This is a genomic window from Dysgonomonas sp. Shenzhen-Wh21, assembly GCF_043392705.1.
In the GTDB taxonomy this organism is placed as follows: Bacteria; Bacteroidota; Bacteroidia; order Bacteroidales; family Dysgonomonadaceae; genus Dysgonomonas.
The window spans coordinates 1-24,349 of sequence record NZ_JAIXHZ010000064.1 but is presented as its reverse complement, the minus strand read 5'-3'; the positions used below and the strand labels follow the sequence as shown (position 1 = coordinate 24,349).

The 24,349-nt window shown below is 37.7% G+C and carries 19 protein-coding genes, 1 pseudogene and 1 riboswitch; of the genes and pseudogenes, 8 read left to right on the top strand and 12 right to left on the bottom strand.

Going from position 1 to position 24,349, the window contains the following annotated elements; translation table 11 throughout:
* Positions 1-53 precede the first annotated feature (53 nt).
* On the bottom strand, positions 54-2,414 hold the full coding sequence (locus tag LDB17_RS03770) for an outer membrane beta-barrel family protein (protein ID WP_252638907.1): 2,361 nt from the start codon (positions 2,412-2,414) through the stop codon (positions 54-56).
* 207 nt (positions 2,415-2,621) lie between these two features.
* On the opposite strand from LDB17_RS03770, the gene LDB17_RS03765 reads away from it, so the two are divergent.
* From LDB17_RS03765 to era, 8 genes are all read left to right on the top strand, one after another.
* Entirely contained in the window at positions 2,622-3,698 is a 1,077-nt protein-coding gene (locus LDB17_RS03765; RefSeq protein ID WP_252638905.1) for a hypothetical protein, read from the top strand.
* 218 nt (positions 3,699-3,916) lie between these two features.
* On the top strand, positions 3,917-6,253 hold the full coding sequence (topA, locus tag LDB17_RS03760) for a type I DNA topoisomerase (RefSeq protein WP_252638904.1): 2,337 nt from the start codon (positions 3,917-3,919) through the stop codon (positions 6,251-6,253).
* Positions 6,254-6,288: 35 nt separating this feature from the next.
* Positions 6,289-7,668: a sugar transferase gene (locus tag LDB17_RS03755; RefSeq protein WP_252638902.1), complete on the top strand. Its 1,380-nt coding sequence runs from the start codon at positions 6,289-6,291 to the stop codon at positions 7,666-7,668.
* Positions 7,669-7,729: 61 nt separating this feature from the next.
* Positions 7,730-8,278, top strand: coding sequence for a nitroreductase family protein (locus LDB17_RS03750; protein WP_252638901.1), 549 nt, complete (start codon positions 7,730-7,732; stop codon positions 8,276-8,278).
* Between the two features lie 6 nt (positions 8,279-8,284).
* Positions 8,285-8,620, top strand: a complete 336-nt coding sequence (locus LDB17_RS03745; protein ID WP_135105092.1) for a hypothetical protein — start codon at positions 8,285-8,287, stop codon at positions 8,618-8,620.
* A complete protein-coding gene (locus LDB17_RS03740) occupies positions 8,620-9,390 on the top strand; it encodes a Rossmann-like and DUF2520 domain-containing protein (RefSeq protein WP_252638900.1) in 771 nt (256 codons plus the stop codon). Before LDB17_RS03745 ends, LDB17_RS03740 begins: the two co-directional genes overlap by 1 nt.
* Positions 9,390-9,923, top strand: a complete 534-nt coding sequence (locus tag LDB17_RS03735; protein WP_252638899.1) for an HAD family hydrolase — start codon at positions 9,390-9,392, stop codon at positions 9,921-9,923. The genes LDB17_RS03740 and LDB17_RS03735 overlap by 1 nt, the downstream gene beginning before the upstream one ends.
* Before the next feature lie 17 nt (positions 9,924-9,940).
* Complete coding sequence (era, locus tag LDB17_RS03730; RefSeq protein ID WP_252638898.1) at positions 9,941-10,822, top strand: GTPase Era; 882 nt, start codon at positions 9,941-9,943, stop codon at positions 10,820-10,822.
* 4 nt (positions 10,823-10,826) lie between these two features.
* Here the strand turns inward: era and LDB17_RS03725 are convergent, their stop codons facing one another.
* The 11 genes and pseudogenes from LDB17_RS03725 to LDB17_RS03675 all read right to left on the bottom strand — a co-directional run.
* Complete coding sequence (locus LDB17_RS03725) at positions 10,827-12,050, bottom strand: 3-phosphoshikimate 1-carboxyvinyltransferase (protein ID WP_252638896.1); 1,224 nt, start codon at positions 12,048-12,050, stop codon at positions 10,827-10,829.
* Between the two features lie 141 nt (positions 12,051-12,191).
* The gene (gene ppc / locus LDB17_RS03720; protein ID WP_306540518.1) at positions 12,192-14,822 is read right to left on the bottom strand and encodes a phosphoenolpyruvate carboxylase; all 2,631 of its coding nucleotides are present in this window, start codon (positions 14,820-14,822) and stop codon (positions 12,192-12,194) included.
* Between the two features lie 154 nt (positions 14,823-14,976).
* Positions 14,977-16,710, bottom strand: coding sequence for a phosphoenolpyruvate carboxykinase (locus tag LDB17_RS03715; RefSeq protein WP_252638893.1), 1,734 nt, complete (start codon positions 16,708-16,710; stop codon positions 14,977-14,979).
* A 255-nt stretch (positions 16,711-16,965) separates the two neighbouring features.
* Entirely contained in the window at positions 16,966-17,181 is a 216-nt protein-coding gene (locus LDB17_RS03710) for a cysteine-rich CWC family protein (protein WP_135105086.1), read from the bottom strand.
* Positions 17,182-17,368: 187 nt separating this feature from the next.
* A riboswitch (cobalamin riboswitch) is annotated at positions 17,369-17,573 on the bottom strand.
* A gap of 115 nt (positions 17,574-17,688) precedes the next feature.
* Entirely contained in the window at positions 17,689-18,108 is a 420-nt protein-coding gene (locus LDB17_RS03705; protein ID WP_252638892.1) for an RNA-binding S4 domain-containing protein, read from the bottom strand.
* 107 nt (positions 18,109-18,215) lie between these two features.
* Positions 18,216-18,779 carry an aminoacyl-tRNA hydrolase gene (gene pth / locus LDB17_RS03700; protein WP_252638890.1) on the bottom strand — a complete coding sequence of 188 codons (564 nt, stop codon included), beginning with the start codon at positions 18,777-18,779 and terminating at the stop codon, positions 18,216-18,218.
* Positions 18,780-18,795: 16 nt separating this feature from the next.
* Complete coding sequence (locus LDB17_RS03695; protein ID WP_252638888.1) at positions 18,796-19,374, bottom strand: 50S ribosomal protein L25/general stress protein Ctc; 579 nt, start codon at positions 19,372-19,374, stop codon at positions 18,796-18,798.
* A gap of 190 nt (positions 19,375-19,564) precedes the next feature.
* Positions 19,565-20,848 (bottom strand): metallophosphoesterase, encoded by a 1,284-nt coding sequence (locus LDB17_RS03690; RefSeq protein ID WP_252638887.1) that lies wholly within the window; start codon positions 20,846-20,848, stop codon positions 19,565-19,567.
* A 271-nt stretch (positions 20,849-21,119) separates the two neighbouring features.
* The gene (gene leuB, locus LDB17_RS03685; protein WP_252638885.1) at positions 21,120-22,190 is read right to left on the bottom strand and encodes a 3-isopropylmalate dehydrogenase; all 1,071 of its coding nucleotides are present in this window, start codon (positions 22,188-22,190) and stop codon (positions 21,120-21,122) included.
* Positions 22,191-22,359: 169 nt separating this feature from the next.
* Positions 22,360-23,871: an alpha-isopropylmalate synthase regulatory domain-containing protein gene (locus LDB17_RS03680; RefSeq protein ID WP_252638883.1), complete on the bottom strand. Its 1,512-nt coding sequence runs from the start codon at positions 23,869-23,871 to the stop codon at positions 22,360-22,362.
* A gap of 21 nt (positions 23,872-23,892) precedes the next feature.
* Positions 23,893-24,349 (bottom strand): annotated as a pseudogene (locus tag LDB17_RS03675) (hypothetical protein); the annotation flags it as partial.

The window sequence follows — 24,349 nt, the reverse complement described above, 5'->3', positions numbered from 1 at the left end:
AAAATATATTCCCTGAGGAGTTATAAAAAAATAGTGTCTGATATGAAGAGTTGTTATCTTCCAAATCGGGAAGTATCCACCTCATCTACTTTCGGCTTTTTGTAATTACCGAACCGATAAGTAAATGATAGTTTAAATACCGGAGCATTGGGATGTAGCTTCATCGTACTATACTGTGTCATATAATCGATCTTTGTTGTTGCACCGTTGCTTTTAAATATATCCTGAACCTGTGCCATGAGTTCGGCTTTGTTGTTTAAGAATGTCCATTTGGCACCGGCTGTTATATCCCACATGCGCTTGATATCATATATCCCTTGGAGAGCTCCATGCATATAAAACCCTGAAACATCGAGCTTAATATTGGGTTTGGAAGATATATTAAATGTATTACGCAGCTGTGCTACAAAGGAATACATACTTCTCTTGTAAGGAACATCATAGAACTCATCGTCTTTCTCTTCTTGTCTGAAGAGGTTGATCGTTGCTTTGGTATCCCATACCCTGTCTATTGCAAAAGGTACAACGAGATATATTCCAAACTGCTTTTCGTAATCGACATTTACCATCTGGAATATATTCTCCAGACTACTCTGAGACTGGTATGGCAATTGTATGAATCTATCAGGAGTGTACTCATAATAAGCCCCAAGAACATATTTCTGCTTGTAGATCACATTCAGTTGTGTTCTGTACTCTCTTGAGAATTTAAGTTCAGGATTACCCTCTGCCGATGAGTAGGCGTTGATCTTAAAACGATCGGTGCTTAATGCCCAATATGGAGGATAGTTGATATCAGAAGAAAATGACAGTTGATACATTAACTGCGGGCTATGAGTATAACTAAGGTTTGCATTTACAAATGGTTGGAAATCATCCCACAATGTTTTCTTCTGGCCCATAATGTTTATCGCCGCACGAAAATAGTTACCGGATATTGAAGCCTGGGCAGATAGCTTTTCACCAAACTTCTTAGAGAATCCGGCAAATAAAGATGCATTGTACTCCTTCTGTTTAGTATCATTTATTGAATCTACAACGGTGTTATCAGGGTTCTTATAATAGTCATAACTATTGTTGTTTTTGGAAAATGAGAAATTGCCTCCATAATTAAAATCCCAGCCACTTTTGGTTGACACTGTATGATTTGCAAATAACAGAATCTTGTTTACACGCTGCGCCGTCTTGGTTTTAAAAGTAGTTTTTAATATCTGACCATCTTCATAATCGTAATATTTAGTTGTTGAAGGATCGTTATAGAAAGTATAATCAGCGCCTATATTTAGCTTCTTATGAGAGTTGTATTCCGCTTTTAGATTATGAAGATAATCATTCCCGACTACATCGTCTTTCGAATCTATGCTTGTATATGGATTACCATCTTTTAGATATTTTGTTTGCGAAGTATGGCTTGCATCATATTTGTCAAGGTTACCGGTATATACTATTTTTATTTTATCCTCATTTTTCAGATTGAAACTAAGTCCAAGCCGGGTATTCAAACTTTCGGGATTGGGCATAGAATAGTTTTTCTGGGAAATATCATATGTATGCCCATCAAACTGGTGTATTGCAAACATATCGCTGGTAGACCAGTTCTTAGCCTTATCTGCACCAATAGAGAAATCAATATTATATGAAGGTTTGGTATATAACAAACTTCCTCTTACACCAAATCCCGCATAGTGTGCTTGCTTATACTCTGCACTTGCCTCTCCTTGCAAAGTTGGTAAGTCGGGATTCTGATCTTTGAGTACAATATTTATAGCGGCACCTCTTACATTGTATTGAGGTGGTGCACTATACATGATTTCAATATTGGATATACGGGATGCCGGCATTGATTTGAGCATGCTTATTATTTGCTCTTTACTCATGCTGGTGAGTTGCCCATTGATCAGAATCGTATAGGCTGATGTTCCGATCAGGCTGAGATCGTCACCAACTCCGGTAATGCTTGGCACATTCTGCAAAGCTTCGAATGCATTTGAAACCACCTTATTCTTGATTAGTAAAGGAGCATCATAAATTAGTTTTCCCGCTTCCGATTTTACGATAGGACGCTCTCCGCTTACCACTATCTCAGTCAGTTCTTTATTTAACGAAAGAAGGGCGTATGGCGGAATTTCTATGTCAGTATCCTGTATCTTAATAGGATGTTCCTCCTTTTCGTATGTCATGTGTTGCAGGGTGAGTGTATACTCTCCATTAGGAATACCTTTGAATTCAAACGAACCTTGTGTATCTGTAATCGTTGTTTTCAGCCAAAGGCTATCCTTTGAATTTCTCATAATGCATGTTACAGCTTCTACCGTTTGGTTCGATTCATTCATTATTGTGCCTTTCAGCATATATCCCTGCGCATTGGTTACAACGGCAATACTTAGTAAGAGTGATAGTAAAAATGGCTTCATAGTTTTATTATATTCGTTTTGTATAGCAAAAGTAGATAACAGCAAGCTTATGATGTGTTTCCGTTTTACTACTTAGTGTTACCAAGTGTTATCAAGAGTATTTGAGAATGAGTTTTTATTATCTATCTTTGATTTACAGTCTATTTTTACGTAAACATATTAACATTACTAAAAAATAGTAAATCCATACAATAAAAAATTAACTACATGCAAAATTCATTCAAAAATAGAGTTGCTAAATTCTGGAGTTCTTTTTCGGAAGAAGAAAGTCAGATAAGAGAAATGATGAATAATAAAGTTGAGGGAGAAACTCTACTAAACTTTGTCGACAGCATATTACAAATCGCTTTCCATAAAATCTACTTCGAAATGGGGATAAACAATGAGGGAAAGTATGAATTAATATTAACTCCTGAAGGAAATCGCTCTCGCCTGATACAATTACACTACTGGCTACAACATGCTCCACAAGAACTGTGGGAGAAATGGAATTTCTATTCATCCAAACCGGCACATGCTAAAGCTGGTTCTACACTTACAATGTATGGCATAGAAATCGGAGAAAATGATATTGAAATCTATCCCGAAATTGAGAACGAAAGACCCAAAGTGAATATTGAAATATATTCATCCAAACTGATGGATCTTGACGAAGACCAACGTTACTCTATGCTCTTTATATATTTAGATCAGTTCATAGGAGAGTTGTATACAATGGAATATATTGGCTCTATTGTTTTTGTGAACGAAAATAGCAAAAAGCAAACTGTAAAAATAACAGATTTAAGATCTTTTATAAACAAAACAATAGAAGAAAACAATTGGCCTAAATTTGATAATCCAACCGAAATATATACCGGATATCGTATAGAACCAAAAGAAAATAGTGATTGGACTTTGCGAGAAGATATTTTTTCGGGATACACCTCTTGCTCTTCCATCCTCAATGATTTCTATGGGAAAAAGACCGCTCGTTTTAATGAAGCAAAGCAAGACGGAGTCATATTTGGTTTCACATTCTTTGAAAATATAAATGTGCCTGGCGAAGACATAATAAATTTCAGAGGAGAGATAGAAGACAAGATCGTTGAAGAAACTGTACCCTATGGTATTGCCAATACGATAGGAGGCGCTACAGGCTTTCATTTTTCGTATATCGACTTCATTATATATGACTATCCTGCATTCATAAATATAGTAAAGAGAATTTTATCCACATACAATTTTGAAGAGTTCGGCTATTCAGACTTTTCTATAGAATCAAAACCTATTTTATTCAATTAAATTGTTAGGATAACTCCGGATAAAAGCTTAAAGAATTTAGACATGACTTCTTTTTTATTGATTTTCAATACAAAAAATCAATAAATTACGGCATTAAGATTATTTTTATTCTGCTATTTAAAACAAAATCACTACTTTTGCCGTTCAAAAGAGAATGTATTATTCGAGTACACTACGTTTAGTATGCTTGAATATAACACAAGCCTTGATTTAATTGTATGCAGAAAAATTTAGTTATTGTTGAGTCTCCGGCGAAAGCCAAAACTATCGAGAAATTTTTAGGGAAAGATTTTAAAGTTATGTCTAGTTACGGACATATTAGAGACCTAAAGAAAAAAGATTTAGGCATAGACCTGGAGAACAATTATACTCCCATATATGAGATACCTTCCGACAAAAAGAAAGTTGTCGATGAACTGAAAAAAGCGGCGAAAGAGGCAGACCTTGTATGGCTTGCTTCCGATGAAGACCGTGAGGGAGAAGCTATATCATGGCATCTGTATAAGACATTAAAGCTTGAAGAGAATAAAACAAAAAGAATTGCTTTCCACGAAATTACGAAAGATGCAATTCTGAATGCTATAGAAAATCCTCGAACAATAGACATCAATCTCGTAGATGCACAACAAGCGCGTCGCGTCCTTGACCGCATTGTAGGGTTCGAATTGTCGCCCGTACTATGGCGCAAAGTGAAGCCGGCACTATCAGCTGGACGTGTTCAGTCGGTAGCTGTAAGATTGATTGTTGAACGTGAAAGAGAAATACAACAATTCAAATCGGAAGCATCTTATCGAGTGATTGCCATTTTCACAAAAGAAGACAATGGCTCTCAGTACGAAATAAAGACAGAACTCAGCAAGCGACTTAAAACCAAGCAAGAAGCTCTAAACCTTCTTGAAAAACTTAAAGAAGCAAGCTTCAAAGTTGAAGATGTAGAGACAAGACCGATGAAAAAATCTCCGGCGGCACCCTTTACGACTTCAACCTTGCAACAGGAAGCATCTCGTAAACTAGGCTTCCCTGTTTCGCTGACAATGATGGTTGCTCAGAAATTATACGAGTCGGGGAAAATAACTTATATGCGTACCGATTCGGTTAATTTGTCGAGCTTGGCAATTAACACGACCAAAAATGAAATTGAAGCTGAATATGGTAAGCAATATTCAAAAGTTCGCCATTTCTCAACAAAATCTAAAGGAGCACAAGAGGCACATGAGGCCATCCGTCCTACATATATAAATGAACACTCAATATCGGGTACTGCACAAGAGAAGAAGCTATACGAACTGATATGGAAGAGGACTATTGCATCTCAAATGGCTGATGCAGAATTGGAGAAAACCACTGTAACGGTAAGTATCTCTAATGAGAAAGATATGAAATTCTCAGCAGTTGGAGAGGTTATTAAATTTGACGGGTTCTTGCATGTATATCTTGAAGGTACTGATGAAGAAATTATAGATAATGAAACAAGCCTGCTTCCTCCTGTAAAAGTTCAGGATGCACTACAAATGAAAGAGGCGACAGCCACAGAACGATTTACACAACGTCCTAGTCGCTATAGTGAAGCATCTCTTGTTCGTAAGCTGGAAGAGCTTGGTATAGGTCGTCCGTCTACTTATGCACCAACTATCTCTACGATACAGAACCGTGAGTATGTAGAGAAGTCGAATATAGAAGGAACAGAACGTCAGTATAATATCTTAGCCCTCAAAAAAGAAAAAATATCGGATACACAGAAAACTGAAATCACAGGTACAGACAAGGGCAAGCTTATCCCTACTGATACAGGAGTGGTTGTAAATGATTTCCTTATCGAATATTTTCCGGGGATATTAGACTATAATTTTACTGCCAATATAGAAAAAGAATTTGACCAGATCGCCGAAGGTGAAGAAAACTGGACAAAACTTATAGATAAATTTTACAAAGTATTTCATCCTATTGTAGAATCTGCAACAAATACTCAAACAGATCATAAAGTAGGAGAACGTATACTGGGTGTTGATCCGAAATCGGGACGTCAGGTATCTGTAAAGATCGGACGCTTCGGGCCAATGGTACAAATTGGTGTTCAGGAAGAAGAAGAAAAACCTCAGTTTGCCGGATTACAAAAAACACAATCTATCACAACTATTACACTAGAAGAAGCTTTGAAATTATTCGAGCTACCTCGTTCGGTTGGTGAGTTTGAAGGTAAAGATGTTAGTGTTGGTACAGGAAGATTTGGCCCGTATATAAAACATAACGGAAAGTTTATATCTTTGCCTAAAGGATATGATCCTTACAGTGTTGATTTAGATAGTGCGATTTCTTTAATTGAAGATAAACGCCAAAAAGACGCTGAAAAGATAATAAAGACTTTTACTGAGGACGCAGATTTACAAATATTAAATGGCCGATACGGTCCATATATTGCGTATCAAAAAACAAACTATAAAATTCCGAAAGGTGTAGTGCCTGCTGATTTAGATTTTGATGCAGCAATGAAAATAGTGAAGGCAACCGGAGAGAAACCTGCTACTAAAACAAAAGCAAAATCGAAGAAGAAGTAGCATTTTTTCCTTGAAAAATTATTATATTCAGCTGAATGAATAGATTTTTGGAAAAAATATTTGGATACAGGGGATTAAAGATTTTAATACCTTTGTTGGATTTAGCCATCGTATATGGTTCGATAATTTGGTCTTTCTACATTTTTAAAGATAGCCTTGACAACTTCTCCGAAAACTGGTTTTCGTTTGTTGCTATCTGGCCGTATATTGGTATTTGCTATCTAATCTTAAGCCATATATTTGAATTAGATAAACCAAAAGATTTTTCTTTTTTGGGTATAGGGTACACCGTATTTCTGGTTATAGTCTCTCTACTGTTTTGCACAATGGCTATAAGCTTCTTGGCCAGAGAATTTGCATTCCCCCGAAGTATTCTTCTTACTGCCTATGCCATGCAGATTGCAGCAATCACGTTCTGGCACTTTTTTGCCAATAGAATGCACTTTCGCCTGAATAAGGGAAAATCGGTACTCGTTATTGGCTATGAGAAGTCTCAACCTCTAGCATACAAATTATTGGAGGCAAAAGGAATATGGTCTAACTTGAAACATGTTTGCTCACCTGATCATCTTAATTTATATAACTATATCAACGAATGCGATATAACGTTCATTACCGAAGATGTTTCCGAAGAGCAGAAACAACATATTATCTTATATTGCATAGAGCGTAACCGTACGGTATTATACCAGCCTAAAAATTCGGAGATACTCCAATTTAATGCAAATTTCCTGCAAATAGACGATTCGCCGGTTTTAGATGTGAGAGAGTTAGGACTGGGACAAAGTAATGAGCTTTTTAAACGACTAACGGATGTATTCTTAGGAATTTTGGGGCTGATTGTTTTATCTATTCCATTCATATTTGTCTATTTGGCTTTAAAAATAGGCGGAGGATCGGCATTTTATGCACAAGAACGCATAACGCGTGACAACAAAGTTTTCAAGATATATAAATTTCGGACAATGGTCGAAAATGCAGAAGCTGCCTCAGGTCCTGTATTAGCTCAAGATGTTGACTGCCGGATAACTAAACTCGGACACTTCCTACGTGCTACCAGATTGGACGAAATACCTCAGATTTACAATATACTGATAGGCGATATGAGCATAGTAGGGCCACGTCCTGAACGACCATTCTTTGTAGAACAGTTCTGTGCCGAGATGCCTGAATATAAATTGCGTCATAGGGTTAAAGCCGGTCTTACAGGTTTGGCACAAGTGCAAGGTAAATATAATACATCGGTAAGGGATAAACTAAAATATGATCTGCTGTATATCAACGGCTATTCGTATGCCTTAGACATCAAACTGATCATGCAAACACTGAATATACTCCTTAGAAAAAGCAGTACCGAAGGTGTAAAATCGGTCAGTGAGATTGAAAAGGAAGTTGAAGAATTGACTCGCCGTTAATTTATATGTCCGGAGAGTAAAACCAATTAATAAAATAAGAATTTATAAACCATATTGACTTATGAATAATTTTCAAGATTTGGTAACAAATCGTCGGAGTATTCGTAAATTTACAGATGAACCATTGAAACCTCAGCAAGTAGAGACTATTCTCAAGGCGGGGCTAAAGTCGCCTTCATCAAAGAGTAAAAATCCTTGGCAGTTTCTATTAGTAGAAGATAAAGAAATGCTAAAGAAGCTGTCGCTATGCAAAAAGTCGGGGAGTAAACCGATAGAAGGTTGTGCTTTAGCTATTATAGTTATGGCAGATCCATTAACAAGCGACGTGTGGATAGAAGATGCGTCTATTGCTTCCATCATGATGCAGCTACAAGCGGAAGATTTGGGATTGGGAAGTTGTTGGATACAAATCAGAGAGCGATATACAGAAGAAGAGGAAGCTTCTAATGACTATATCAAGAGCTTATTTAATATACCGATACAGCTGCAGGTGCTTTCTGTTATAGTATTTGGGAATAAAGCGCAAGAGCGTTCTCCTATCGACGAAGAAAAGTTACAATGGGAGAAAGTGCATATCGGAAATTTTAATATAAATCAAATAATAGAATAGCTACTTATGGCCACTAATAGCAAGTCAAACGACCGTTTGTCGTATGGGATAACCATACTTATCTTCGGTATTTTATTTATGCTGGACAAGTTAGACGTATTAAGTAAAATACCTTATGCAGACAGACTAATAGGAGTAGGTTCTTTTTTGCTTATAGCAGGGATTGTGTTCTTATTCACTCAGCCTAAGAGAGTTTTAGGTTGGATATTCCTAGGTATAGGAGTACTGCTTAATGCTGATACGTTCTTTGGTTGGATGCATAATTATTCTAATCTTATTGTTCCGGGGTTATTGATCGTTGCCGGAGTGGCAATGGTATTGAGTGCCAAAAAGAAGAACTAATGAAAGTAGTATTGATAGGAGCAGGAAATGTTGCAACACAATTTGCAAAAGAGCTGTACAGCAAATCTTTTGATATTGTACAAGTCTATAGCCGAACATTAGCTTCTGCCTCCGCTTTGGCCAAGGAAGTGGATGCTGCGCCTATTACAGATATATCATTAGCTGTCTGCGATGCTGACTTATATATATTTTCGGTAAAAGATTCTGTTTTAGACGAATTGATTGCTAGTCTTCCGTCAAATAATGGCTTATGGGCACATACAGCCGGTAGTATGTCTATAAATGTCTTTAAAGGATATACTTCTCGATATGGAGTACTGTATCCGTTTCAAACATTTAGTAAAGATAGAAAAGTTGCCTGGGCGGACATTCCAATATTTCTGGAGGCTTCGGATAATCAAGCATTGGAAAAACTAAAAAGCATAGCATCTCAGTTGTCAACCCAAATATTAGAATTATCAACAGAAGAGCGAAAGTATCTTCACCTTACAGGAGTATTTGCTTGCAACTTTACGAATCATATGTACACTTTATCTAAACGGGTTTTGGCTAAAGTAAACTTGCCGTTCGATATTGCCTTACCGTTGATTGACGAAACTGCCTTGAAAGTACATTCTTTATCTCCCGAAGAAGCCCAAACAGGTCCGGCTGTACGCTTCGATGAAAATGTGATGGAGAAGCATTTGTCGCTAATTGATGATGACGAAATAAAACAAATTTATAAACTGATGAGTGAAAGTATTCATCGGTTTGGTAAAAAAGACATATAATGAGTACAATAAATTACGATTTGAAGAAAATAAAAGCATTTATATTTGATGTTGATGGTGTTTTATCTCCCGATTCAATACCTTTGTCTTCAGATGGGTCACCGGTAAGGATGGTAAATATAAAAGATGGATATGCTATCAACCTTGCAGTAAAAGCCGGCTATAGTGTGGCCATTATCACAGGAGCAGATACAGATAATATTCGTCTTCGCTTCAACAGGTTGGGGGTTAATGATATTTACCTCAAATCGAGGGTTAAGATAAATGACCTCAACGACTATATGGAAAAAACAGGCTATAAAGCCGAAGAGATCATATATGCAGGCGACGACTTGCCAGACTATCAGGTAATGCAGGCTGTAGGGTTGGCTGTTGCCCCGGCAAATGCTGCACCTGAGATAAAAAGTGTAGCCCAATATATTTCGCATAAAAATGGCGGAGATGGTGTTGCCCGTGATGTCATAGAGCAAGTGATGAAAGCACAAGGCAAATGGATGACACCCGAAATGCTAAGTTCGACAGCCGTATTCTAAAAACATAAAAAATAAAAATGCATAAATCAGGATTTGTAAATATAGTAGGCAACCCCAATGTAGGTAAATCAACGTTGATGAACCTGTTGGTCGGTGAAAAAGTATCAATTATTACTTCTAAAGCTCAGACCACTCGTCATCGTATTTTAGGAATAGTGAATACCGATGAATATCAGATTGTTTATTCTGATACTCCGGGTGTTTTGCGTCCCAATTACAAGTTGCAGGAGTCGATGCTTAACTTCTCGGAATCTGCATTAAGTGATGCTGATGTCTTACTATATATGACTGATGTTGTCGAAAAAATAGACAAAAACGAAGAGTTTCTAAAGAAAGTACAAGGTGTAGAAGCGCCTGTTTTGCTTTTGATTAATAAAATAGATCAAACAAATCAGAAAGAATTGGAAGACTTGGTCTTGCGGTGGAAAGAACTACTTCCCAATGCGGAAATATATCCGATTTCGGCATTGAACAAGTTTAACGCAGATGTGGTCAAGAAACGGATTATAGACCTTATTCCCGAATCACCACCTTATTTTGAGAAAGATGCATTAACCGATCGCCCTGCCCGATTCTTTGTAACAGAGATTATTCGTGAGAAAATTCTTCTTTATTACCAAAAGGAAATTCCATATTCGGTAGAAGTCGTTGTTGAAGAGTTTAAAGAAGAAAAAGATATAATAAATATAAGAGCTCTTATCATTGTAGAGCGTGACACACAAAAAGGAATTGTTATCGGACATCAAGGTGCAGCCTTGAAGAAACTCGGTACAATGGCACGGAAAGATATTGAGCGTTTTTTTGATAAAAAAGTATTCTTGCAAATATTCGTCAAGGTAGAAAAAGATTGGCGAAGCAGAGATAACATACTTCGCCAATTCGGATATCGTTTAGATTGATATATTATTTTTCCTCTATCGTAAATCCTACAGTTTTCAGGTCATTCCAATAATTTGGATATGACTTGGTAACTACATTCGGATGAGCCATATTGATATGCCCCATTTTTATTGCAGCCGGAGCAAAAGCCATCGCCATGCGATGATCTTCGTATGTACGGATAACAGCTTCTGTTTCTGGCTCACATCTTTCACCATTCCATTCGAGAATACTGTTTTGACTGTCATAAATAAGATATCCCAGCTTTTTCATTTCAGCTTTTAATGCTTCTATGCGGTCTGTTTCTTTTATCTTTAGGCTTTGTAATCCTGTAAACATAAAAGGAATATTCATCATACAACAAGTTACAACAAAGGTTTGTGCCAAATCGGGCTCATTCACAAAATTATGGAACATCTTCTTTGTTATTCTATCCGACTTAGTCAATATAACGCCGTTTTCAGTGAATTCGGTATTAACACCTAAATCCAAAAACAGCTCGGATACTTTAGAGTCGCCTTGCATACTTTCTTTGAACAATCCTTTCAGTTCTATATGCGCATTGTCTGTTAACGCAGCCATTTCGTACCAATATGAAGCAGCAGACCAATCAGACTCTACTACATAATGAGTCGGTCTGTATTCTTGTGGATGGATACGGATTATTTTATCTTCCCAGTGTGCTTTTACGCCAAACTGAGACATCATTCCCAATGTCATTTTTATATACGGGATGGATATAATATCTCCTTCTAAATGGATTGTCAACCCTTTACTCATTGTAGGGGCAATCATCAGAAGTGCTGATATAAACTGAGAACTGACATCTCCCGACAAATATATGTCACCACCATCCAGTGCCGTACCCTTTATCTTTAGGGGAGGATATCCAATATTCGCAATATATGAAATGCGGGCTCCCAATGAAGTAAGAGCTTCTACTAGAATATTAATAGGACGTTCCTGCATACGTTCTGTACCTGTTATTATCCATTCTCCGGGTGTTATAGCTAACAATCCTGTAAGGAAACGCATAGATGTACCGGCAGCCTTTACATCAATCAGGCTGCTGCCTGAACGGAAGGCTTCTATCATAACTTGCGTATCATCACAGTCGGAAAGATTTTCCAGAGTTGAAGCATTTAAACTTAGACCGTTCAGAATAAGAGCTCTGTTGCTTATGCTTTTAGATGCAGGCAGTGCTATTGTTGAATTTATGGCCTTTGGAGCCACTATTTTATATTGCATGATATAATTATTTATCTATACGAAATTAAAGTAAAAACCCATAAAGATCAAATTTTTAAACATGGATTAAGCATTTTCTACGAATAAAAATATTTTGATTTTTATGAGCTTTTACAATCTATATATTTTATCACAATGTTATCATCCTGTGTTTCGCATTCCGGCGGCAATACCCGATATTGTGATCATCAGTGCCAGTTCCAGTTCGGGAGAATGCTCACTGTCTTGTCTCGAACGATGAAGCAATTCTACCTGCAACAGATTCAACGGATTGGTATATATATTTCGCATTGCAATATTCTCTGCTATATCGGGTAGGCTCTCCATCAAGTATTCATCCTGAGATATTCTCAATGTAGATTTTATTGCACCCTCTAACTGCGCCCTAAGCCTTTTCCCTAAATCTTGCAACCTGTCTTCCACTAACCTTTCGTCATAATATGCCGATATACGAGGGTCTGCTTTGGCAAATACCATTTCCAACATATTAATCCTTGTTCCGAAGAAAGGCCAATCTTTGTACATGGTTTTTAATATCTCTACATTCCCTTCATCTATAACTTGCTGAAGGGCCTCTCCCGCTCCAAGCCATGCCGGAAGCATTAACCTGTTTTGTGTCCATCCAAATATCCAAGGAATGGCACGCAAACTTTCAACGCCACCATTGGGACGACGTTTCGCCGGTCGCGAACCTAATGGCAAACGAGCAAGCTCGGCCTCAGGGGTTGCCTGATAAAAATACGGAATAAAGTCAGGATTCCTGTGTACAGTATCTTGATATATAGTACAAGAAATATCCGACATCTTATTCATAAGGTCTCTCCACTCCTGTTTTGGTGCAGGTGGCGGAAGTAAGTTGGCTTCTAAGATTGCATCAGTATATAAAGCCAGCGTTTTTATAGCCAGATCGGGTATACCTAATTTGAAGCGGATCATTTCGCCCTGTTCTGTTACACGCAAACCGCCTTTTAATGAGCCCGGAGGCTGAGAGAAAAGAGCAACTTTGGCAGGTCCTCCTCCACGTCCGACAGTACCACCACGTCCATGGAATAAGGTCAAGCATACTCCCGCTTCTTGACAGCTTTTGATCAAAGCTTCTTGTGCACTGTATTGTGCCCATCCGGCAGCAATAGATCCTGCGTCTTTGGCTGAGTCAGAGTAACCGATCATTATCATTTGTTTGCTCTTGATAACACCTCTGTACCAACTAATATTAAACAATTGCTGCATAATACCATTGGCATTATTGAGGTCATTCAGTGTTTCAAACAATGGTGTTACGGGTAATATATAAGGACACTCAGCTTCTTTCAACAACAAATAAACCGCCAATATATCGGACGGAGTACGTGTCATCGATATAATGTAGGTAGGTATTACCCCTTCAGGAGTTTCTGCTATAACTTTGCATGTTTGCAGCACTTCTTTCGTTTGAGGACTTGGCTCCCAATTTTTTGGAACCAAAGGACGTTTAGAGTTTAGCTCTCTGATAAGAAAAGCTTGCTTCTCATCTTCCGACCATGTTTCATAATCTCCTAATCCTAAATAACGGGTAATCTCTGAGATTGTCTCAGTATGAATTGTACTTTCCTGACGAACATCTATTTGTACAAGAGTAAGCCCGAAGCATTTAACCCTGCGCATGGTATCCAATAGCTTATCATCGGCTATAATATCCATCTTGCAAGCCACTAACGACTTATAAGATTCATGCAAAGGTTCCCATAATTGCTCATTATAGTAGAGAATATCCTCTGTTAGTTCAGGATTTTTACCTGCTATACGGGCATCAAGGTAAGCTATAGTATTACGAAGCTGTGTACGCAACTTTTTCATTAGCTCACGATACGGCTCTTGTACTTCATAGTTTCCTATGTAGTTTCTGAATTCGAGCGTACAGGTTGCCATTGATAGTTCTTTCACCAGTATTTCTATATCTGATAAGAAAAGAGTTGCAGCACGGCGGCGGCTATCAAGTAGTACATCATGTGTAACTTTGGCTGTCACATTCGGATTCCCGTCACGGTCGCCCCCCATCCATGATGAAAAATGTATAGGACGCGCATCGATCGGAATACGATATGCAAGTGTATTTCTTATTTGCTGATCCAGTTCTCGGATGTAAGCAGGTACAGCAGCCCAAAGGCTATTCTCTACTACATCGTATCCCCATTTTGCTTCTTCGTTGGGAGTAGGACGATTCTGACGAATTTCATCAGTATACCAATATTGAGCGATCAGTTGTTTGAGCCTGCGCAATATTTGTACTTTCTGATGTTCGATCAAATCATCATGATCCAGTAGCTTGAGGCATTGATCTACTTGATTCAGATTATTGATCAACGAGCGTCTATTTATTTCTGTAGGGTGAGCTGTTAAAACCAAATCGATAGATATATCTTCTATTGCTTTGATTATATCGCTATCGCTATAGTTAGCGGCTTTAAGCTTTTCATATACTGCAGAAAAATTAACCGGGTTCTCAGCCCCTTGTGCGTGGGGAGAGATACTATTATATTGTTCTGCCGTATTTGTAAGGTTAAGAAACTGGTTGAAAGAACGTGCTACAGGCAAGAACTCCTCATCCCTAAGATTTTGCAATGTCTTAACCAACGATTTATGTGCTTCAATATCACCCGAGTGTGATGCTTTAGATAGCCTGCGGATTGTTTCTATGAGGTCGACCATATCTTGTCCTTTCGCCTCATTGATCGTTTTTCCGAGCAAGTGGCCAAGCATCTTGATATTGTCGTGCATCAAGGATTGTTGCATATTGTTCATAGGTTTATTCTAATTATTAGTTGTATTTTTCTCCGTTATAATATTTAACGCCATACATTATCAAAAGTTTAAGTAAGCGTTGAGTAGTCAGGCAAATTTTATCGAAGAAAGAGACGAGCTAATACTTAACTCATCTCCACTCCACTTAATCATTATTTATCATTGTAAACAACTCTTCTGCTGCCAATTGAGGTCCATCCTTAGTATGTCCGTCAATAGCAAGCGAGGTATATATCTCTCCTATTTTTACACCATTGTTATTCATATCATTAAAGAATTCTTTGATCAGCTTGCCTGCAAGCTCCTTTTCTTGTACAGGGCCAAAAGGATTGGCAAAATAGGATGTTACCAAACCATTTTCGGTCGTAGTACCTTTTGCTTTGCGGGCTCCGGCTTCAAATATTTTAATCGCTTCGTCGAGATTATCAAAAAACTCAATCTTCTGAGCAGATTCAGTATAGTTATTCGCATATAAGATATAATCTACTTTATATCCTTTAGAGATAACATCGTATGTTGCAGCAGGAATTGTAATGCGAGCATTTATTTTGTCAGGATTAGAATAGATACCTCTCTCTAACTGCTGGAACGCATACATAGGGTCAAGGTCGTCGATACGGACAAATGCTCCGATTTCGGTTCCATACCCCTTAATCGTACCATCTTCTTCTTTTTTGAGGTAACCCATATCGTCAAATACAATGCGCATATGACGTATATATTTCTCATTAAGCGTACGGAAAGCTTCCAAACTTTCAGATTTTCCGGCACCACTATCTCCTATAATAACGATATTGGCTTCTGTACCATTCTTGAGTAATATATTTACCATAGCTCCGTGTAGCGGCAATCGCCCTTGCTCCATTTGCTTCACGTTATGAAGTGTAAGAAGCATTTTTTTCATATAGCCAAAATAGTCGATATCGTCGCAATGATTAGCGTAACCGATAAGAATATCATTTTTCTTATCCTTATAGTAGAAAGTACGTTTCTCTTCTATTCCATCAGGATATCCGAACACGTATATTATATCGGGTTTTTTACCGATATATTCACCGGCTTTAGCTAGTTCAAAAAGATTGGATAAGGCAAATCCGTGAACCATATAATCCTTGTGGAAATAAACAAAGGTCAGCATATTCCCTACTTTAGCAGGAAATAAGAACCAGTCATCTTCATTCAGTATAATATTTTCTACAGGATTTGTCGTATGTTCTTGAAAAATGCCGTCGCGTGTATTTCTTTTTGTATACGAAATAAACGGAGGTTTAAACATAACAGAAGTAATGAACGGAATAGAAGTCAACCCATTGTATTCTATTGGGCAGTTCCAAGTAATGTCACTAAGAGTTAACCCTGCATTTGCACCTGCGGTAAGCTGGCGATACACAAGATGCTGATACCCCATTACGGTTTCTTGAATGCGGCGGTAGATAGAAAGTACCAATTCATTGAACAACTCGTTGGCATGCAAGAAACGTACACTTTGCAACCCGCTGCTGATGGAATTGTTATGCACTATAGTATAACGTTCCATTCTACGCCAGAAGCCATAGAGAAGCTCTATAAGCTCTATAAATAAATCTTTATCGTTGAAGAAGATAGCATACTTGTTATGTACATTTTGCACCTCATCGGGATTACATACAGTAAGTAGCTTAAATGCTTCTATCAATGTTTTTTGAAATTCTTCGTCAGTCTTGAATTCTTTGATATAATAATCGTAGATAATGACATCATTCTTTTTCAATCTTTGTATAAAAGCTTCAATAACCCGATGAAAACCGTAACTATTTAATATTTTTTGCCTCGTGTCGCAAAACTTAAGAGTGAAGTTGATAATCGCCTTTCCTTCGCCTAAAGTAAACTCTTGTAACATGTTTAATTTTATTTATTATAGTTATTATTTCTATCTGGTTCGATATCGATTTGCAATCTCCTATCTCCATTTGTGACAGGAGATTGCAAACTTCAATACTTGATTTGAAAACATTCAAACTGCGTTGTTTTCCAACATCAAATTTAAGGAAACTTACCTATACAATTAAACGAATTAAAGACTAAATTTATAATAAATTGTAAATTAAAAATAAGTTTTTGCTATTACCTTGTATTGGTGTTGCTTATAAATACTTTATTTTTTGTCTTTTATGAATTTAGGATTAACATCAAAGGCAAAAAAGTAAGTATTTGTTTCGCTTAAACACTTAGGACAAAGGCAGTCACTATAGTTATCTTTTATATAATCGCGCACCCCTGAAACTAAAGAAACTCTACGGCAGCTACACAATTCTACGCGATCTTCTCTACAGCTGAAAGCGGCCGAACATCTTTGACATATCTTTTTCATTGTTGTAAGTTTTTATTGTTATTGAATATATAATAAGATCAGGAGAAGGTTTATTTAAAATATACAACCTCATTTGCAGATACCGAAATATGACATTGCAAGAGATCATAGTATAAATACTTCAACCAAAATCAATTTTCTATAATCAGAGAAAAATCTCTTGAGCTTTCTATCTTTTTTCGCGAAAGATGAAATTTATTTTTTTGGCAGGTCTTCTGACTTACTTCCGTTTTATACGACCTTCCCGTTTATGAAAAACAGTGGCTTTGAGGATTTGTATAAACGTTTAGCGAAGCTTACAGCAGCGCGACTGTTCAGGATTTACACCTGATTCCCTTTTCATTATATATCCAAGACTTCGAATATATAACACCAATTATGGTAACAAAGATATAGAATTATAAATAAGAACAAATATAAATAAGAAAGTTTTTGATGGTATAATGAATTACTATTTCATAAGAGTGTGTTCTGCAAGGAATAAGTTTCGAAGAATAATTTCTGCTTTTAATCTTCCAAATCCCAATCATCAAAAAAAGAGTAATCCTCAGTAAACTGATCTAACTCTCGACGATCTTTTTTTGTTGGTCGCCCTGTTCCTCTGGCTCTATCTACAAAACCACTCACCTTAGACATTTCTAATATTTCAAGTTGAGATGCAGATGTCACATCTTTCATAAATTCGGGCACAAGCTTCGCACCCATTCTGTTTTCCGAAAGGTTGAGGACTTCAAAGGAATAAGTAACCGGAGGACGTCGCACTTCTATCACATCACCTACTTTAATTGATCGAGAGGGTTTTATAGTAACTCCTTTGATCGAGACACGTCCTTTTTTACATGCTTCTATTGCTATAGAACGAGTTTTGAAAAGACGAACAGCCCACAGCCATTTGTCTATACGTACTTCGTTTTTAGGTTCTTTCATAATAAAATCAGAATTTTGCCAGTACGTCCGTAAACAAGACCAGCTTCACTTCATTTATCAAAGTTATATATTAGAGACGAAAGATATCCGTTTCTAACTTCTTTGGTTTATTTATTATTGTATTGGTTCATGGTATTGTTGATACCTGCCAGACAAAAGCTTTTGATTATTTCGCCACAGGTTTCCAGTTTCACTGGAAGCTCTTTTTCCTCTTCGTCAGTGAAATTATCGAGCACATAGCCGACTTGACCACCCCGAGAAAATTCGTTACCTATACCAAAGCGTAGGCGGGCATAATCTTGAGTACCAAGAACAGATTGTATATTACCCAGTCCGTTATGTCCGGCACTACTGCCTTTTCCTTTGAGACGTAAAGAACCAAAAGGCAAAGCAAGATCATCTACAACAACCAAAAGATTTTCTATCGGTATCTTTTCTTGGTTGAGCCAATAACGAACAGCATTTCCGCTAAGATTCATAAAAGTAGATGGCTTTAGCAGAATAAGAGTACGTCCTTTGACCTTTAGTTCAGACACAAAGCCATAACGCCTGTCAGCAAAAACAATATTGGACGCTTTAGCTAAAGCGTCCAATACTCTGAATCCTATATTGTGGCGGGTATATTCGTATTCTCTACCAATATTACCGAGGCCGGCAATCAAGTATTTCATTCAATATATCCTATTATTAGCCGTTTTTAGCAGCAAGACCTCTTGCAGCACGAGTCAATTGAACGCGACAAACAACAGCATTTTTAGCATTTAACAGTTCAAGTCCTTCGAAGTGTAGTTCACCTACCTGGATAGATTTTCCAAGAGCAAGATTTGTTACATCAACGTGTACTTTCTCAGGGATCTTATCGTAAAGAGCTTTTACTTTAATCTTACGCAAGTCAAGTGAAAGTTTACCCCCTGCTTTTACACCTTCTGCAAGTCCGTCCAAAATAACAGGAACGTCCATTACAATTGGTTTGCCTTCAAATACATGGAGGAAGTCAAGGTGCAAGATAGCATCTGTTACCGGATGTACCTGTACATCTTTCAATATAGCTTTATAACTGTCTTTCCCTATTGTTAGGTTTACAAGGAAAATTTCAGGAGTATAAACAAGTTTGCGAACATCGCTGTTTGTAACAGTAAAAGCAATTGCTTCAGTTTGGTCTCCACCATAAATTACAGCAGGGATTTTGTCCTCTTTGCGAAATGCTTTTGTCGCTTTTTTGCCAAGATCTGTTCTGGCTTCTCCTTTTAATTCAAACGTTTTCATCTTTTAATTTTAAATTGTGTTACTCAAATTAAGGATTGCTTCCTTATTCCCATCACACGTACGGGCTTATAAAAGCGGTGCAAAGATAAATATTCTACATCTTTTTTCCTAATGTTTATGAAAGTAATATTTTATAGAAGACCACAATCGACAAATATTAAATGAAAAAGAGTACATTGAAAGTAGCCTGTTATATGCTATTGGTTATAAACTCAGCACTTGTTATTTCCGTCGACTTGTTTTTGTACGAATCTACTGCTATCACTTTTATTGTATACTTTGTAGCCGGTTGCAAGTCTGTAATATTTGTATCAAGGCTCTCAGGCATATCACTATTGAGATAGAAGCGAGAAAACAGTGTCATTTGCTTAAATACATTTCCATCACTGTTTACAACTTTTAGAATATAATGATGTACAACTTCATTGTCGGTAGCTTGTGGAAATGCCACCTTACAACTATTCGCTTTTATTTCACTTATTGTCGGCTTATCAGCATTTTTAAAAGAAGGAGCACTTCCTCCATTACGGTTGGCATAAGTAAACATTGTACCATTGTGCGGAGCCCATAAAATCCAATCGGGAAGTATTGCTTCATTTCGGTATGTATCCAATTTCTGTAATTTTACACTCATGTCTTCATTTACGGAAACTATAACTGCTTCTGTCACATAACCGTTCCCCGGGGGGTGCTCTCCCTCTGAAAAGCCTGCTTCGATTTCACTATAAGTAACACTCCCTAGGTTTACTGATGTGAATTTTGATTGATGGATAGACCGAGGGTCTCCTATCGGAAAGTGAGAGTGTCCCGAAAATAAAACAACCTGTGGATATTTTTCGAGTACCGAAGCTAAATGAGAAACGCCCCATCCTTCGTTCCAACCTGTACCATATACAGTATTTGTAACTCCTGCATGGGCAAATACGAATACGGGACTGTTTGGATATTTCTTGCTGGCATCTTCCAATGCAGCAGATAGAAAATCAACCTCTTTCTGAGTATAGAATAGATATGAAGTCATACTCCTAACGCTTATTGTAATAAATGGAAATCCTTTTATTTCTACATATTGATGTAAAGGTTGTTTCAGTTTACTTAAATATCGGGCTTCGGGATCACCATCCAGCCATACCTGATCGTGATTGCCGAGCATATAATAAACCGGTGTTGACTTCGGTACGTGAGCGTCAAAGAGTTGTATTAGTCCGTTGTATTGGTTTTCTGTTGACTGATCTGTAATATCCCCTACTACAAATATTCCGTCCAGCTGCTTGTCGCCACTCTGAATAAGCTTCAGCGTTTTAATTATTTTTTCTTTAGAATCGGGACGTCCAACATGTATATCGGATATAACAGCAAAATAAGGATATAAACTTTGTTCCTTAACAACTGAAGATTCTGTATCACTAGTACAAGATGCCATAGCTAGAAATGCAGCCATGACATATCCTAAATATCTCAATGTCTTCATCATATTAAAAAGAATAAATTAATAACTCTAAATTGTATGTATTGTAAAAATTGCATTCACGCATTATGTATCTTAGACACAATATAAGACAAATATATAAAAGCTTTTGAAAGAAGCGGTAATATTGATGAGGAATTGTTATTAATAAAAGAATTTAGAAGTATCTTAACCCAAAACCACACTCTATATTATCAAAGTTTTGATATCCTGGCTTTATATAAAAAAGAGGCTGTCCGCAACGAACAGCCTCTTCACAGTATCTTAGAAAAAGATTTTATGCCTTCAAGTAATTTACAATCCAGTCGCCTACTTGCGATGTAGAATAAGCTTTTCCTTCTTTCGATGCAATATCCTCAGTTACTACTCCTGCATCCATAGATGCATTAACAGCCTCACGAATCAGCTTACCTTCTTCTTTCAGTTCGAATGCATATTCGAACATCATTGCTGCCGAAAGAATTGTGGCTAATGGATTTGCTATATTCTTGCCTGCTGCCTGAGGATATGAACCATGTATCGGTTCAAACACAGATGTATGAATACCAATAGATGCTGATGGCAACATGCCTAACGACCCGGTAATTACAGAAGCCTCGTCGGTAAGTATATCTCCAAACAAGTTTTCTGTAACAAGTACATCAAAACGTTTAGGCCATTGAATAATCTGCATCGCTGCATTGTCTACAAACATATATTCTGTTTCCACATCAGGATATTGTTTTTCAATTTCCTGAGCAACCTGCCTCCATAGACGAGAAGTAGCCAATACATTCGCTTTATCTACCACTGTCACTTTTTTGCGACGCATCTGAGCATATTTATATGAAAGATGAAGGATACGCTCTACTTCTTCACGAGTGTATACGCAAGTATCATAAGCAGTATCTCCGTCTTCGCTACGTCCTTGCGGACGACCAAAATACATACCTCCCGTTAATTCACGCACACACATAAAATCAGCACCATCTACCAAATCGGAACGAAGGGGCGATTTATGTACTAGTGTAGGAAATGTACTTACAGGGCGAAGATTAGCATACAATCCCAACTTTTTGCGCATAGCCAAAAGTCCTTGTTCGGGACGTACTTTTGCCGAAGGGTTGTTGTCATATTTAGGATCTCCTATTGCACCAAACAGCACAGCATCAGAAGCCATACACAATTCATGCGTTCCATCAGGATACGGATTACCTACCTGATCGATTGCCGAAGCTCCAACAATCCCATATTCATAAGATAGTTCGTGACCAAATTTTTCACAAACTACTTCTGTCACTCTCAATGCCTGTTCTATAATTTCAGGACCTATCCCGTCTCCGGGGAGCACTGCAATGTTTAATTTCATCAATTTATATTTTAAAATTGTAATTATTTTTGAATCTGTTTATTCTTATATTTTCCTAAAAAAGTATCTGGTATTGAAATATATGCCCCATCACAACACATATTATACCCATGCCTTTTGCTATATCAACCCATCCAATCCGCTCTCCTTTCATTTGCAGAAAAGTCATTTACAGATCTTCGATCATATTCAGCATCTTTTCGGTAGCCTTTACCGCTGCTTCTGTCTGGTCGGCATCAAGACCTCTTGTCTTGAAAGTCTTTCCATTAAATTCCCACGTAATTACCGTTTGCACCAAAGCATCGGTACGCCCGCCGGGTGGTATATAAACAGCATAGTTCACTAACGTAGGGGTCGGCTTACCCAAACGTGAGTATATCTTATACAAGGCTTTCGAAAAGGCGTGGTACTGTCCGTCCCCCGGTGCAGTCCATTCATGTTCCTGCCCTTCAATCTCAACTTTTACCGTAGCTGTAGGACGTAAGCCCTTTGTCAATAAAAATGCAAATGACAATATCTTGATTTTTCTTTCCTTTTCGTTATTTTTCAAGACATCCGAAATGATATATGGCAAATCGTCTTGCGTAATAATTTCTTTTTTATCTCCCAGTTCTATCACTCGGTTTGTCACTTTAGTCATATCATCCTCGTCGAGTTCAATACCCAAAGCCTCAATATTCTTTCGTATATTAGACTTACCGGACAATTTACCTAATGCGTATTCACGCACACGGCCAAAACGTTCCGGAAACAGATCGTTATAATACAAGTTATTCTTATTATCCCCATCAGCATGTATCCCGGCACACTGAGTGAAGACATTATCTCCCACAATTGGCTGATTAGCAGATATTACCTGTCCCGAATAGGATTCTACTACACGGCTGACCCTATTTATATTTTCTTCTTTTATTGAAGTCTTCAATTTCAATTGGTCGTGAAAAACTGCAATTACACTAGCCAAAGAAGCATTTCCTGCTCGTTCGCCCAGTCCATTCATCGTCAGATGCACACCTCTCACTCCCACTTCTGCCGCCACCATCGTATTCGCTACAGCCAGATCATAGTCGTTGTGAGCATGAAAGTCAAAATGGAGGTCGCTATAACGGTTTATCATCCGGCGACAACAGCGCCATACGCTATGTGGATTCAATACTCCTAAAGTATCGGGAAGCATAAATCGCTTTATCGGCAAATCCTTCATTCCATCCATCATATAATAGACGTAATCTTCGGATTTCACAATTCCGTTAGACCAATCCTCGAGATACACATTAACTGTTATACCCAATTTTTGAGCCAATTCCACTTCAGCCTTAATATCATCAAGATGTTGTTCAGGCGTTTTGCGGAGCTGTTCGGTCACATGCTTATACGAACCTTTTGTCAGCAGGTTTATAGTTTTACATCCTGTGTCTTTTATCCAATTGAGCGAAGCTCCCTTATCTATAAATCCTAATATCTCAATATTATCTATATATCCTGCGGATTTTGCCCAATTAGCGATTTTTTTTACAGTTTCAAACTCACCACTCGAAACACGTGCCGATGCTACCTCGATACGATTTACGCCGAGATCGACCAGCAACAAGTGAGCTATACTCATCTTCTCCTGAGCCGAGAACGAAACACTCGATGTTTGTTCGCCATCTCTCAGGGTTGTGTCCATTATTTCTATCATGGTAATCTTTAATTTTCTTAATTACTTAATATCAAACCGCACTTGCAAGACACCAACTGCACTGTCGGCTTTTGGCGTTAAATTCAATCTGATACTTTCTACAACAAAAGAATCTCCATCAGAATGCACAAGATTAAATTGATCTTTGAGCAAACTATATGAATCGGTACTGTATAATGGGAATGGCTTCCAAGAGCCTCTATCATCTTTATACTCCAAGTTCCAAACATCCGGCAAACGAACTCCGCCGTTGTCGTCATACCAATAAACCGAAAAGGCTTTTATATCAGTAGGCTTCTCGAAGGTAAAATCAATGCTTTGCTTTTCACCCTTTTTGTTCCAAGAAGTCCATCGATTGATTTCTGTATCCTTAGAATTCTTCGGATGCTTTCCGTCAACAATAGAGAATACATTTTCGCCTTCGTTTGTATAAGTCGCTTTTATATCTTTTATTGCTACAGGAAGAATAGCGACGCTT